This is a genomic window from Noviherbaspirillum sp., assembly GCF_036563305.1.
In the GTDB taxonomy this organism is placed as follows: Bacteria; Pseudomonadota; Gammaproteobacteria; order Burkholderiales; family Burkholderiaceae_D; genus Noviherbaspirillum.
Genome location: NZ_DATCMQ010000014.1, coordinates 491765 through 504041 on the forward strand (window position 1 = coordinate 491765; position 12277 = coordinate 504041).

13 protein-coding genes are annotated in these 12277 nt (G+C 66.7%); 7 read left to right on the top strand and 6 right to left on the bottom strand.

The features are described 5' to 3' along the window. The 5 genes from VIM12_RS15070 to VIM12_RS15090 all read left to right on the top strand — a co-directional run bounded on the left by VIM12_RS15070 (position 1) and on the right by VIM12_RS15090 (position 5308). On the top strand, positions 1-318 hold the full coding sequence (locus VIM12_RS15070; RefSeq protein ID WP_331942526.1) for a DUF2149 domain-containing protein: 318 nt from the start codon (positions 1-3) through the stop codon (positions 316-318). Between the two features lie 245 nt (positions 319-563). Beyond that, entirely contained in the window at positions 564-1727 is a 1164-nt protein-coding gene (locus VIM12_RS15075) for an imelysin family protein (protein WP_414691794.1), read from the top strand. Next, positions 1724-3163 carry a di-heme oxidoredictase family protein gene (locus VIM12_RS15080; RefSeq protein ID WP_414691795.1) on the top strand — a complete coding sequence of 480 codons (1440 nt, stop codon included), beginning with the start codon at positions 1724-1726 and terminating at the stop codon, positions 3161-3163. Before VIM12_RS15075 ends, VIM12_RS15080 begins: the two co-directional genes overlap by 4 nt. Beyond that, a complete protein-coding gene (locus tag VIM12_RS15085; RefSeq protein WP_331942478.1) occupies positions 3160-4236 on the top strand; it encodes an imelysin family protein in 1077 nt (358 codons plus the stop codon). Before VIM12_RS15080 ends, VIM12_RS15085 begins: the two co-directional genes overlap by 4 nt. After that, entirely contained in the window at positions 4229-5308 is a 1080-nt protein-coding gene (locus VIM12_RS15090) for a DUF1513 domain-containing protein (protein ID WP_331942479.1), read from the top strand. The genes VIM12_RS15085 and VIM12_RS15090 overlap by 8 nt, the downstream gene beginning before the upstream one ends. A gap of 588 nt (positions 5309-5896) precedes the next feature. On the opposite strand, the gene VIM12_RS15095 is transcribed toward VIM12_RS15090, so the two are convergent. The 5 genes from VIM12_RS15095 to VIM12_RS15115 all read right to left on the bottom strand — a co-directional run bounded on the left by VIM12_RS15095 (position 5897) and on the right by VIM12_RS15115 (position 9781). Beyond that, a complete protein-coding gene (locus tag VIM12_RS15095; protein ID WP_331942480.1) occupies positions 5897-6493 on the bottom strand; it encodes a hypothetical protein in 597 nt (198 codons plus the stop codon). A 240-nt stretch (positions 6494-6733) separates the two neighbouring features. Continuing rightward, on the bottom strand, positions 6734-8272 hold the full coding sequence (locus VIM12_RS15100; RefSeq protein WP_331942529.1) for a class I adenylate-forming enzyme family protein: 1539 nt from the start codon (positions 8270-8272) through the stop codon (positions 6734-6736). A gap of 130 nt (positions 8273-8402) precedes the next feature. Then, the gene (locus VIM12_RS15105) at positions 8403-9107 is read right to left on the bottom strand and encodes a glutathione S-transferase N-terminal domain-containing protein (RefSeq protein ID WP_331942530.1); all 705 of its coding nucleotides are present in this window, start codon (positions 9105-9107) and stop codon (positions 8403-8405) included. 95 nt (positions 9108-9202) lie between these two features. After that, entirely contained in the window at positions 9203-9580 is a 378-nt protein-coding gene (locus VIM12_RS15110; RefSeq protein WP_331942481.1) for a tautomerase family protein, read from the bottom strand. A 45-nt stretch (positions 9581-9625) separates the two neighbouring features. Continuing rightward, on the bottom strand, positions 9626-9781 hold the full coding sequence (locus VIM12_RS15115) for a hypothetical protein (protein WP_331942482.1): 156 nt from the start codon (positions 9779-9781) through the stop codon (positions 9626-9628). 118 nt (positions 9782-9899) lie between these two features. Here VIM12_RS15115 and VIM12_RS15120 point away from each other — a divergent pair, with 118 nt between their 5' ends. After that, positions 9900-10817 (top strand): LysR substrate-binding domain-containing protein, encoded by a 918-nt coding sequence (locus VIM12_RS15120; RefSeq protein WP_331942483.1) that lies wholly within the window; start codon positions 9900-9902, stop codon positions 10815-10817. A 12-nt stretch (positions 10818-10829) separates the two neighbouring features. On the opposite strand, the gene VIM12_RS15125 is transcribed toward VIM12_RS15120, so the two are convergent. Further along, complete coding sequence (locus VIM12_RS15125; protein WP_331942484.1) at positions 10830-11504, bottom strand: helix-turn-helix domain-containing protein; 675 nt, start codon at positions 11502-11504, stop codon at positions 10830-10832. 147 nt (positions 11505-11651) lie between these two features. Between VIM12_RS15125 and VIM12_RS15130 the strand changes: the two genes are divergently transcribed. After that, positions 11652-12269, top strand: a complete 618-nt coding sequence (locus tag VIM12_RS15130) for an NAD(P)H-dependent oxidoreductase (RefSeq protein WP_331942485.1) — start codon at positions 11652-11654, stop codon at positions 12267-12269. The last annotated feature ends 8 nt before the right edge of the window (positions 12270-12277 follow it).

Here is a 12277-nt window from a genome sequence, read left to right on the forward strand (position 1 = left end):
CTGAAGCTGCTGCACGAACCCGAGAATGACGATCCGATCCTGTCCGTCGTGAACATCATCGACATTTTCCTGGTGATCATCGCCGCGTTGCTCATCACCGTGGCGCAGAATCCAATGCTCGATCCCTTCAGCAAGCAGGACGTGACCATCATTACCGACCCCGGCAAGCCGAACATGGAGATGGTGGTGAAGAAGGGCGAGAAGATCGAGCGTTACAAGGCAAGCGGGGCGATCGGCCAGGGCGAAGGCGACAAGGCAGGGACAGCATACCGGATGAAGGACGGCTCCATGATCTACGTGCCCGAGGGCGGGCAATAGCGGACGCCGCGTCGGCGCGACTGGCTGACGGTTGTTCGCGGTCGCACGGCGCGGCCGCCGTTGACAGTATTCAACCTCACGGCAAGGCGCGGTTGCGCCCTGCATCGTCTTCCGTGCTTCACGTCATCAGACCGCCTGGCTAGCGCGCGGCACACGCGGAAAACATGCATGCAAAGCCGCGCCAGCATTGAAAATAAGAGTGATTCTCATTATCATTGACACACTGTCGACACGGAGACCTTCCGATGAAAAAAGCGCTTACCGCAGCCCTCCTGGGAATGACCCTTTCGCTGGCGAGCCCATTCTGCCTCGCCGAGGCTGCGCCGACTCCCGGCATCGTCGTCGCGCATTATGCGAAGCTGGTCCATGCCGGCTACGCCGACACCGTGTCGTCGGCACAGGCCATGAAGCAGGCGATCGATGCTTTCCTCCGCGCGCCGTCGTCGGGCGCGCTCGCGGCGGCGCGCAAGGCGTGGCTGGCGGCGCGCGAGGTGTATGGCCAGACCGAGGCATTCCGATTCTACGGCGGGCCGATCGATGACGAAAACGGACCCGAGGCGCGTCTCAATGCGTGGCCGATGGACGAGGCCTACGTCGACTCGGTCGAAGGCGACCCGCGCGCCGGGCTCGTCAACAACCGCAAGCAACCCATTACGAAGAAGGCCCTCGCCGCGCTGAACGAGCGGGACGGCGAAGAGAACATCGCGACCGGCTGGCATGCCATCGAGTTCATGCTATGGGGACAGGACCTGTCGGAATCCGGGCCCGGCGATCGCTCCTACAAGGATTTCATCGACGGCGGCGCGCCGAACGCCGACCGCCGACGCCAGTACCTGAAGGTGACCACCGAGCTGCTGCTTGACGACCTGCAGGCACTGGTGCGCGCCTGGGCGCCGGGACAGGCGTCGAACTACCGGGCCCGCTTCGAAAAGGGCGGCAAGGAGTCGCTGCGGAAGATCTTCGTCGGACTCGGCTCCCTGTCGCGCGGCGAGCTTGCCGGCGAACGGCTGGAAGTCGCGCTGGCAAGCCAGGATCAGGAAGACGAACACAGCTGCTTCTCGGACAACACCCATCGCGATGCCGTCACCAACGCCAAGGGAATCGAAAACGTCTGGCTCGGCGAATACAAGCGGCCGGGCGGCGAGGTCCTGGCGGGCCCGGGGCTGCGGGCGCTTGTGGCAGCCAGCGACGCCGGGCTGGCCGACAGGACCACGCGCCGGATCCGCGCATCGGTGGAGGCGGCTGAAGCGATTCAGGCGCCGTTCGACCGCGAAATCGCCGGCGCCAGAGATGCACCCGGCCGGCAGCGGGTGCAGCGGACCATCGACAGCCTGGTGGCGCAGTCGCGCGACCTGGTGGAGGCCGCAAACGCCGTCGGGATCACGCGTCTCACGCTGGTCCAGCCGTGAGCGGAAGAGCCGTCTCGTTCATCGCCGTGCTCCTTGCGGGAGCAGCGGCAGCCGTGCTGCATGCCGCAGTCCGCGCCGCCGCCGACGACGACGCGCAAGGTGAACTGACCGGCGGCGCCACCACCGTCCATGCGGACGGCCGCAATGCCTTCTCCTTCCCCGCAGCGAACCTGAGCGATGAAGAGCGCACCCGCTTTGTCATCGGCAACTCGTTCTTCCGCCGCAACTGGGTGCAGGCGCCCGCCTCCACCACGGCCCGCGACGGGCTCGGCCCCCATTTCATCGCCCGCTCCTGCGGCGGGTGCCATGCCCAGGACGGCCGCGCCGCGCCGCCCGTGTTCCGCAAGGGGCTGAGCGACGAACAGCCGGTAGGCCTGTTGTTGCGGCTGTCGGTGCCGGGCAAGGATCTTCATGGCGCGCCCAGGCCGGAGCCGGTCTACGGCGACCAGTTCGCCAACCTTGCCATTCGCGGCGTCAAGCCCGAAGGCCAGGTGGTGATGCGGTGGAAGGAAATTTCCGGCCGCTTTGCCGACGGCACAGGCTATACGCTGAAGAAACCAATCTACGATTTTCGCAAGCTCGCCTATGGCCCGATGTCGGACGATGTGATGGTGAGTCCGCGCATTGCCCCGCAACTGATCGGGGCGGGCCTGCTCGAAGCCATTCCCGAGCAGGAGATCCTCAACAATGCCGCCGCGCAGGCAAGCGCGCCCGGCCCGATCAAGGGCCAGCCCAACCGGGTGTGGGATGCCTATGCCAGGCGCGAGATGATCGGGCGGTTCGGATGGAAGGCCAATGTGGCCACCCTCGCGCACCAGACCGCCTCCGCCTTCGCCGGCGACATTGGCATCACGTCGTCGGTTTTTCCCGGCGAGTCATGCACGCCCGCGCAAAAGGACTGCCTGTCGGCGAAGAACGGCGGCGACCCGGAAACCGGGGTCGAGATCGACGACGAGACGCTGGAAAACGTCATCTTCTACCAGGCCGTGCTGGCGCCGCCCACCCGCCGTCTCAAGGACGGTACGCTTATCGCAAAGGGGCAGCAGCTCTTCACGCAGGCGCAGTGCGCCGCTTGCCACCGCCCGAGCTATACGACCGGCGCAAGTCCCTTCCCCAGCTTGTCGAGCATGGCGTTGCAGGGCCAGAAGATCTGGCCGTACACCGACCTGCTGCTGCACGACATGGGAGATCAACTGGCGGACGGGCGTGCCGATTTCGCGGCCAGCGGCAAACAGTGGCGCACGCCGCCACTGTGGGGCATCGGCTTGCTCAAGGACGTCAACGGCCATACCCGGCTGATGCATGACGGGCGCGCCGACGGCGTGCTCGAAGCCATACTCTGGCACGGGGGCGAGGCCGAGGCCAGCAAGCAGCAGGTGCTGAAGATGACCGGCTCCGAACGTGCCGCACTCGTCAAGTTCGTGGAGTCCCTATGACCGTACTCCTCCGGCGCGCCGTCCTGCAGCTGGCCGCCGTCGCCCTGCTGCTCCCGGCTGCCGCCGCCGCATCGGCGCAGTCCTTCGGGCGCGATGTCGCCGTTCCGCTCTACACGCCGTCGGACGTGGTTGACGGCCTCTACCGGCACTGGGCGCCGCCGCGTGCCGCCGCATTCGTCGTCTCCGCAGAGAAGCTGCATGCCGCGCTGGGGACATTCTGCGCCGCTTCGCCGGGCGCCGATGTCCGCGTGGGCAGCGTGCGCGATGCATGGCGCGAAGCGGCTGCGGCGTGGGAGCGGCTGGCCGCCGTACCGATCGGCCCGCTGATCGAGCGGCGCTCGGTGCGCGCCATCGATTTCACGCCCACGCGTCCCCAGCTGATCGAGCGCGCCGTCAGAGAGGCGCCACGGGGGCCTCAGGCGATGGAACGGATCGGTACGCCGGCAAAAGGCTTCCCCGCGCTCGAGTGGCTGCTGTGGACGAAGCCGGTCGCATCCGGCAGCCAGGCCTGCGCCTACGCAGCGGAAGTCGCCGCCGATATCGTGCGTGAAGCAGGCGCGCTGCGCGCGGCCTTCGAGGCGCATGGCGCCCGCGAGTGGGACAACGACACTGCGGCCGGCGCCTTCACGGAGTTCGTCAACCAATGGGTCGGTTCGGCGGAGCGTCTGCGCTGGCAGGAGATCGAAAGGCCGGTGCGCGAGGCGCGCTCGACTTCCAGGACCGCCGCGCGTTTTCCGCGCCACGCCAGCGGAGCGACGGCAAGCAGCTGGGTTACGCACTGGGAAGCCTTGCGCGACCTTGCCATCGCCTCCCGGCAGGAAGTCCCGCAGCCGGGCCAGGCTGTCATTCCGATTGAACTCTACCTGCACGGACGCGGGCAGATGGCGCTTGCGCAACGCTGGAAAGACAACATTGCGCAGGCCGATGCGGCCATGCGCGGACTGTCGCCCGGCGCGCAGGACCGGCTCCTGGCGGCGGCAAAACGCCTCGCCTCGACAAAACGGCTTGCCGAGGAAGAAGTCGCACCGGCCCTCGATGTCAGCATCGGTTTTTCGGACGCCGACGGTGATTGAGAAAAAGCGCCTTGCCTCCCCTGGTCGCCGGCGCCTGCTCATTGCGTCGGTCCTCGCTAGCGTCACGCCGGCCCGGGGAGCAGCGGCACGCAGCGACAGGCTGCGGCTGGCGGCAGCCTGGAATGATGAAAGCGGTCATCGTGTGGGCGTGCTGGAGCGTCGCGAAGAAGCCATGCTGCCCCACGCGAGCATCGAAGTGCCGACCCGTGCCCATGGCTTGCTCGCGGAAGCGGATGGCAGCCTGCTGGTCGTCTCGCGCAGGCCCGGCGACTGGATGCTGCGCTGGCATCCCGCGCGCCGCACGTTGCGGTGGGTCTGGGCGGAGCCAGGGCGTGCCTTCAATGGCCATGTCACCCTCAGCAAGGATGCCACGCGATTGTTCACCACCGAGACAGACCTCGATTCGGGACAGGGGCTGCTTGGCGTATGGGATGCGCGCACGCTGGAAAAGCAGGAAGAATGGCCGACGGGCGGCATCGACCCGCACATGATGCTGGTCGACGGCGCCGGGGTATTCGTTGCCAACGGCGGCGTCCCGACGCAACCAGAGACCGGCAGGGCGAAGCGCAATCTGCACGGGATGGACTCGTCCCTGGTGCGCCTCGACACGGCCGACGGTTCCCTTCAGGGTCAATGGCGGGTCCCCGACCGGCGCCTGAGCCTGCGGCACATGGCGCGCAATGGCTCGCGTATCGGCATCGCCATGCAGGCGGAGCACGACACGCAAGCCGAGAGAGACCAGGCGCCCGTCCTCGTGATATTCGACGGCCGCGCCCTGGTCATTCCCGATGCCGGCATCCCGACCGGACTGGCCGGCTACGGCGGCGACATCGCCACCTGGCAGGACGGTTTTGCAGTCGGCGCGCCGCGCGCGCAGGGCGTCGCGTGCTGGAGTGCGGGTTCCGGATGGCATCCTCTCCTGCCCCTGGCCGACGCCTGCGCGGTGACGTTCGCCCACGGCGGCCTTTGGGCAGGCGGAAGCGGAGAAGCACTCGGAGTCGGCCCTTCAGGAAAGAACAGCCTGGCACTGCCGACAGGACTGCGGATGGATAATCACTGGGTACCGCTTTAGCGAAGGCTGGCCGGTGCGCGAGAAGTGCGTGGGGTGGCGCGCTCGATACCATAGGAGGCAAAAGCCAGCTGCAATTAACCATCTAAATTAAACCCATAAACCAAAAACGCGCTCACAGTGGTCGCGCCACACACCCTTTGCCACTCAATGCGTAAACCCTGCTAACCAAATGCACTGATCGCAAACGTCCGTGACGGTTAATTGCGTGCTTTTGTGCCGTGCCATTCCTCGGGTCGCTGCTGGCGCAGACCGCGTTCGCACGGGTGCGTGCGCCACAGCGCGCTCGCCTCTGCTTGAATGCGACGCGGACAAGACCCAGGGGCGCAAGATGCTCGGGATGAATATGCCTGCAAGGCAGTAAAGACGCGTTGGACTGCCCATGCTTCTCTTGAACCGGCAGCCTTGTCTGCGCATGGCCCATCGCCGGCGCTGCTGGACGGTCGTCGCTTATGGCCTGGTGTAGTCGGCTGGACGCCGGACGCCGGCGTTCGGACCTAGGATCGCGTCATTCGGATCGCAACGCCGGCAGGCTGAACGCCGGAGCCTCGGATGCAGAGACCGAGAGGCGAACCCGGACCGCCGCAACGCTCAACGCGCGGAACCGGGCATGGCAAGCAATACCGCGACTTCCACCATGGGATTGCCGGCCCCTCCTCCGTTTCCGTTAGAGCGCATGGAATTGCCGGCCGGTTTCACGATTTCTATCCGGTCGGCGGCGACGCCATTGTCCACGAGGAACGTACGGACGACGCGCATGCGCTCGTCCCATAGCTCGAGCGCGTACTTCGCCGGATCGCCGCCCAACAACTCCCGCAGCTGTATCTTCTCGGCGCGCAGTGCGATCACGGCAAGCGCTCTCGCGGCATCGGGGCTGAGCTTGAACGTGGCGGTGCCCGGCGAGAAGGGAACGCGAAAGGCGAGTGCTTCCCGCGTGCCGATCATGGTGGACGCCATGTCGAGATCCGCCCGCCCCTGGGCGTTCGGCGCGGGTTGCGTCGGCGGCTGCGCCCGCTGCTGATCGGGCGGCGCCTGCGCCGGTCCCGGTACCGGCAGGGTCTGCGCAGCAGCAGGATTGGGTGTAGCACCTGTCTTGTCAGGCTGCGGCGCCTGCGCGCCGGGTTGCGGTCCGGCGGCGCAGCCGCACAACACGGCGGCGGCGAGCACGAGCGTCAGTCTGCGATGCATTTCACTGTCCTTTTTGTTCGATTCCGTACCTTGCCGCGGCATGGCGGCGTGCGCAAGCCGGAAACGCATGGAAACCGTCGAAACAGGCGCCCGATCCTGCAAGGCCTCGCCGAGCATGCCTGCTGCAATCGCAGCGGTGTCGTTCTCGGCCCCATTCGCCCCCGCGAATGGCCGGTCCGGCCACCGGCTGAAGCGATTTCCCTCCGCCACGACCGTCGCGCTTCGTCGCATCGACAGCGGTCACGCAGCCTGATTCCGCACCCACATCCGCAGTTCGGTCTTCAGGACCTTGCCGTAATTGTTCTTCGGCAGCTGGTCCACCATCACGTAGCGCTTCGGCCGCTTGAAGCGCGCGATATGCGCAAGACAGTGCCGGTCGAGTGTTTCCTCCGTGAGTTCGGCTCCCGGCAGCGGCACCACGAAGGCCACGACGATCTCGCCCCACTCCGGGTCGGGTGCGCCGACCACCGCCGTCTCTGCCACGCCGGGGGCGTTCAGCAGCACTTCCTCGACCTCGCGTGGATAGATATTGGATCCGCCGCTGATGATCAGGTCCTTGCTGCGATCCTTGAGGGTGAGGAAGCCGTCGGCGTCGAGGCAGCCGACGTCACCGGTAAACAGCCAGCCGTCGCGGATCGCCGCCGCTGTCGCCTGCGCATTGCGCCAGTATCCCGCCATGACACTGTCACCCTTGACCAGCACTTCGCCTGCCGTTCCCGCCGGCAGCGCACGGCCCTGCTCGTCCGCTATGCGCAGCTGCACCGGCGTCTGCGCGATGCCGACGGAGGCGATCCGCTCCAGGTAGCGCGGATGGCCCGTGTCGGAGAGGATCGCGCGCGGCAGCGCCGTGCCGACCATCGGCGATTCTCCCTGTCCGTAAATCTGCACGAAGCGCGGTCCCATCACCTGCAGCGCGCGCCGGATGTCCGCCAGGTACATGGGCGCCCCGCCGTAGACGATGGTCTTGAACGCGCGCCCCACCGTCGCATGGTCGAGGCCGGCGGCTTCGGCATGGTCGACCAGGCGCCTGACGATGGTGGGCGCGGCAAAAGTGGAAAGCGGGCCGAGCCGTCGCCCGAGATCGAACAGCTCTTCGGGATCGACCGTTCCCGACGGCGGCACGACGTGCCGGGCGCCCGCCATGACGTGGGGAACCGCATAGAGGCCGACGCCGTGCGACATCGGCGCGGCATAGACAATCGCGTCGGATGTCGACAGGGCATCGACATCGATGAAGTAGGTCATCCCCATCGTCATCAGGTTGCGATGCGTGATCATGACGCCCTTCGGGCGGCCCGTGGTGCCGCTGGTGTAGAACAGCCAGGCGAGATCATCAGGAGCGCATTCGGCGACCGGCACGGCGCAGTCCGGTTCGATTGGCGCGAGCAGCCGATCCATCTCCGCGGACTCCACATCGACCTGTCGTTCCAGGCCGGACAGCGCAACGGGCGTCACGTCCCGCGTGACGAACCCCCAGCGCGCCTGCGCATTGTCGATGATCCATTCGACTTCCGTCGTGTGCAGCTTGGCATTGACAGGAACGATGGCCAGGCCGGCCCACCATGCGGCCCACATCACTTCGAGATAGCGCGGATGGTTGCGCATGAACAGGACGACCCGGTCGCCGGGGACCAGCCCTGCCTCCCGGAAGCGCAGGGCCAGCCCCGCACTGCGCGCCGCCCAGTCGCCGTAGGTCGCGTGCGGCGCCGTACCATGAAGGATGGCCGCACGGTCCGGCGCTTGCCGGGCATGGCGCAGCAGCAGATGTGCCAGGTTCATCTCGTCTCCCTTGCGTCCCTTGTCTGGTTCGCGGCTGTCGCCGCTGGCGTCGGGCGCTGCCTCGAAACGTGGTTCCTGCGTCATGCAAGCCGCGGCAGGAACGACAGGCTTTGTCGACCCGCCGCGCGTGCTAGCCGCGCTTCGGAATTTCCAGACCGCGTGCGACGGCCGGCCGGGCGACGAAAGCGTCGAGCACGCGCCGTACATGCGCGAAATCGCCGAAGCCGACCAGGTCGCCCGCGCCATAGAAGCCGATCAGGTTGCGCACCCAGGGGAAGGTGGCGATATCGGCGATCGTGTATTCCTCGCCCATGATCCAGCTGCGGCCGGCCAGGCGCTTGTCCAGGACGCCGAGCAGGCGGCGGCATTCCGCGACGTAGCGGTCGCGCGGGCGCTTGTCCTCATAGTCCTTGCCGGCGAATTTATGGAAGAACCCGAGCTGGCCGAACATCGGTCCGATGCCGCCCATCTGGAACATCACCCACTGGATCGTCTCGTATCGCGCCGCGGCGTCGGCCGGAAGAAAGCGGCCGCTTTTCTCGGCGAGGTAGATCAGGATCGCGCCCGATTCGAACAGCGCGAGCGGCTTGCCGCCCGGGCCAGCCGGGTCAAGGATCGCGGGGATCTTGTTATTCGGATTGAGCGACAGGAACTCCGGCGACATCTGGTCGTTGCTCTCGAAGCTGACGAGATGCGGTTCATACGGCAGGCCGGCTTCCTCCAGCATGATCGACGCCTTCACGCCGTTCGGCGTGGGCAGTGAATAAAGCTGGATGCGGTCGGGGTGGCTGGCGGGCCATTTGCGGGTGATCGGGAAGGCGTTGAGATCGGACATCATTGCTCCTGCGGTCAGCAATCGGGGGCCGGCAGCGCGGCCGGTGCAGCTGGCCATGATAGCAACACGTTCCGTTCCGTGCAGGCCCTCCACCGTCACGCGTACTGGGCAAGCCCGTTGCCGAAGGACCAGTTCTCCTTCTGCACCTCGACCAGGTGGACGATCAGGTCTTCCCGCCGCCAGCCGGCGCCCTCCTGCGCCAGCTCGGCCATGCGCCGCAGCAGCGCCTTCTTCTTCTCGACGCTGCGTCCGACGCTGCAGACGATCTGCACGAATGCCGGGCGCGCATGGGACAGACCGAGGTAGGACGGGGTGCATACCAGGCTGTCGCCGCCGAGCGCCTCGATGACCTGGAAGCGGTCATCCTGCGGCACGTCGAAGGTTTCGGTCAGTGCCTGGTGCACGGCGTCCGCCAGGGCGGCACGGGCGGCGGCGGCGGTACCGGCGGGTACGGAGATGCGTACGAATGGCATGGTGGACTCCTTGGCTCAGATGGTTGTCGGCGGCGCGCGGCGCGCTCAAAGCGGCTGGTTCGCGCCTTCGCCGACATGTCCGGCGGCGGCGGAATCGGCGACGGGCGCGGCGGTGGCGGCGCCGCGCACGGAGGAGGCATCGACGTCGAGCAACAGGACGAGGCTGGCAAACGAGAGCGCGATCGCAAGGGCGGTTTTCATGGCGGTTCCTTTCCTATGGAGTGGTTGACAGCCACACTGTAGTCGCGCAAGATGTATTTGAAAATTTGTAAGTTTTAACGCGATACTCAAGTAAAACTCAAGTTTACGGATCACGATCATGTCCCGTCCCGTCCTCGAACTCGACCTGCTGCGCACGCTGGTCATCGGCGTGCAGAGCGGCAGTTTTGCCGGCGCCTCGGCGCGCATCGGCCGCACCCAGTCGGCGGTCAGCCTGCAGATGAAGAAGCTGGAGGAAGCGCTCGGGGTCGGCCTGTTCGAAAAGCGCGGCAGGCTGCTGGCGCTGACGCCGGCAGGGGAACGGCTGTACGACTATGCGCAGCGTTTGCTCCAGCTGCAGGAAGAAGCAGTGGATGCGGTACGGGGAGCGGGCTTGACCGGGCAGGTGAAGTTCGGACTGTCGGTCGATTTCGAGAACACCTGGCTGCCGGAAATGCTGGCGCGTTTCTCGCGCTCGCATCCGGGGGTGTCGGTCGAAATCGTCATGGAACGCAACTCGACCCTCTCCGCCCAGGTCGATCGTGGCGCCATCGATATCGCGCTGCTGTTCGGCGGGACGGCCGCCAGGCAGTCGCAGCGGCTGGCCCGCACGGACATGATCTGGATCGGCCCGCGCGGCTATGCGCCGCGCCCGGACGAACCGCTGCCCTTGCTCTTGCTGGAGCGCCCGTGCGTCTTCCGGGAAGCTGCAATCGCCGCGCTGGACGAAGCCGGGATCAAGTGGCGGGTGGCGGTGACCAGCCCGACCCAGGGCGGACTCTGGGCGGCGGCCCGCGCCGGCATGGGGATCACCGTGCGCACCGAGATATCGATGCCGCCGGAACTGGCAGACCTCGGCAAGCCGATGCGCCTGCCAGCGCTGCCGCATGTCGAACTGCGCCTGCTGCGCGCGGCCAGGGACCGCGGCACGGCGATCGACCGCCTCGAGCAGGCCATCGTCGAGGTGCTGAAGGAGAACCTCGGCGGCAGGGGGCTGGACGTGGGCGGCGGGGTGCCCGCCGCCTTCAGGCTTAGCTGAGCAAGTGCATGCCTACCTGCGTACCGTACTTGTGCGCCGGGCCCTGCCGGTGCCGCTTCCCTTGCCGCTGCCCTTGTTCCTGGCGACGATCGCGACGATCGTCTCGACCAGTTCTTCCTTTGCGTCCGTTGCGGTGATTTCCCCGGTCGCGGCCGCATAGGACAGCGCTTCCGCGGCGCCGAGCATCGCCCGCAGGCCGGCAGGCGCGATGGCGCCCGATGCGGCGAACGGCGCGAGGGCCGCCTCGCAGCGCGCCATCACGGCCGCCTCGCACTCGCGCCTCACTTCCTCGAGTTCCGGCGAGCTAGTCAGTGCCGCGATCACGCCCGGGATCTCACGCCCCTGAAGCAGCACGCAATCGACGTACGACGAGGCAATGACGGCGGCCCTGGCGGCCAGGTCCGGCGCGCTCGATGCGAGTGCAGCCTCCATCAGTGCGGTCTGGCGGGCGTCGAATTCACGATACAGTGCCGCGAGCAATCCCGCCCGCGTTCCGAAGTGGCCATACACCACCGGTTTGGCCACGTCCGCCTGCTCCGCGAGCCGTCCCAGCGTCAGCCCCTCCGTCCCCTCGTCGCGCACCAGCAGCCACGCCACATCCAGGAGCTGGCGATAGCGTTCGTCCCGTCCCAGACGTCGCCGGGGCTGCGGGGTGGAAGGCGATTCTTTCTCTTTCGGGCTTGACATATGTATATACCAATCGTAACCTACGTTTTGTATATACCAATCGTATATACTTACTGTACGTACTTACTGTACATACAAGACGTACATAAGCGCATACGCGAATATATATGCCGCGCCCCTCAACCGCAATCAGCAGGAGAGTTACACATGCATGCCCTGATCGTTGTCGCGCATCCCGATCCCGCTTCGCTTACCCACCGGATTGCCGCAAGTGTCGCCGAAGGCATTGCCTCGACCGGACAGGCATCGGTCGAGATCGCCGACCTGGCGCAGGAGGGCTTCGACCCGCGCTTCGCCGTGGCCGACCTTGCCGTGCACAGGCGCGAGGCGCCGCCGTCCGCCGACGTGCGTGCCGAGCAGGCGAGGATAGACCGCGCCGACGTGCTGGTGCTGGTGTTCCCCGTCTATTGGTGGTCGATGCCCGGCCTGATGAAGGGATGGATCGACCGGGTGTTCGCCAATGGCTGGGCCTTCGACTTCAGCCCGGAGGCCATGCTGGTGAAGAAGCTGCGCCGCCTGCAGGTGCACCTGGTCGGCGTCGGCGGCGCGGATGCGCGGACCTACGAGAAGCACGGTTACGGGGATGCCATGAAGACGCAGATCGACCACGGCATCTTCAACTACTGCGGGGCGCGGGTTATCACCTCCACCCTCCTGCCCGAATCGGAAATCCGGGATCCGGCGATGCAGCTCGATGCGGCGCGCGCCATCGGCGAGGAAGTCAACCGGGGGCTGGCGCGGCAGGAAACAACCGAAGCAGGCTGACCGGCAGG

Bases quoted from the DNA above. Each gene is read 5' to 3' on its own strand.
- VIM12_RS15075 (WP_414691794.1), top strand. From the start codon at position 564: ATGAAAAAAGCGCTTACCGCAGCCCTCCTGGGAATGACCCTTTCGCTG.
- VIM12_RS15085 (WP_331942478.1), top strand. From the start codon at position 3,160: ATGACCGTACTCCTCCGGCGCGCCGTCCTGCAGCTGGCCGCCGTCGCC.
- VIM12_RS15095 (WP_331942480.1), bottom strand. From the start codon at position 6,493: ATGCATCGCAGACTGACGCTCGTGCTCGCCGCCGCCGTGTTGTGCGGC.
- VIM12_RS15100 (WP_331942529.1), bottom strand. From the start codon at position 8,272: ATGAACCTGGCACATCTGCTGCTGCGCCATGCCCGGCAAGCGCCGGAC.
- VIM12_RS15105 (WP_331942530.1), bottom strand. From the start codon at position 9,107: ATGTCCGATCTCAACGCCTTCCCGATCACCCGCAAATGGCCCGCCAGC.
- VIM12_RS15110 (WP_331942481.1), bottom strand. From the start codon at position 9,580: ATGCCATTCGTACGCATCTCCGTACCCGCCGGTACCGCCGCCGCCGCC.
- VIM12_RS15115 (WP_331942482.1), bottom strand. From the start codon at position 9,781: ATGAAAACCGCCCTTGCGATCGCGCTCTCGTTTGCCAGCCTCGTCCTG.
- VIM12_RS15120 (WP_331942483.1), top strand. From the start codon at position 9,900: ATGTCCCGTCCCGTCCTCGAACTCGACCTGCTGCGCACGCTGGTCATC.
- VIM12_RS15125 (WP_331942484.1), bottom strand. From the start codon at position 11,504: ATGTCAAGCCCGAAAGAGAAAGAATCGCCTTCCACCCCGCAGCCCCGG.
- VIM12_RS15130 (WP_331942485.1), top strand. From the start codon at position 11,652: ATGCATGCCCTGATCGTTGTCGCGCATCCCGATCCCGCTTCGCTTACC.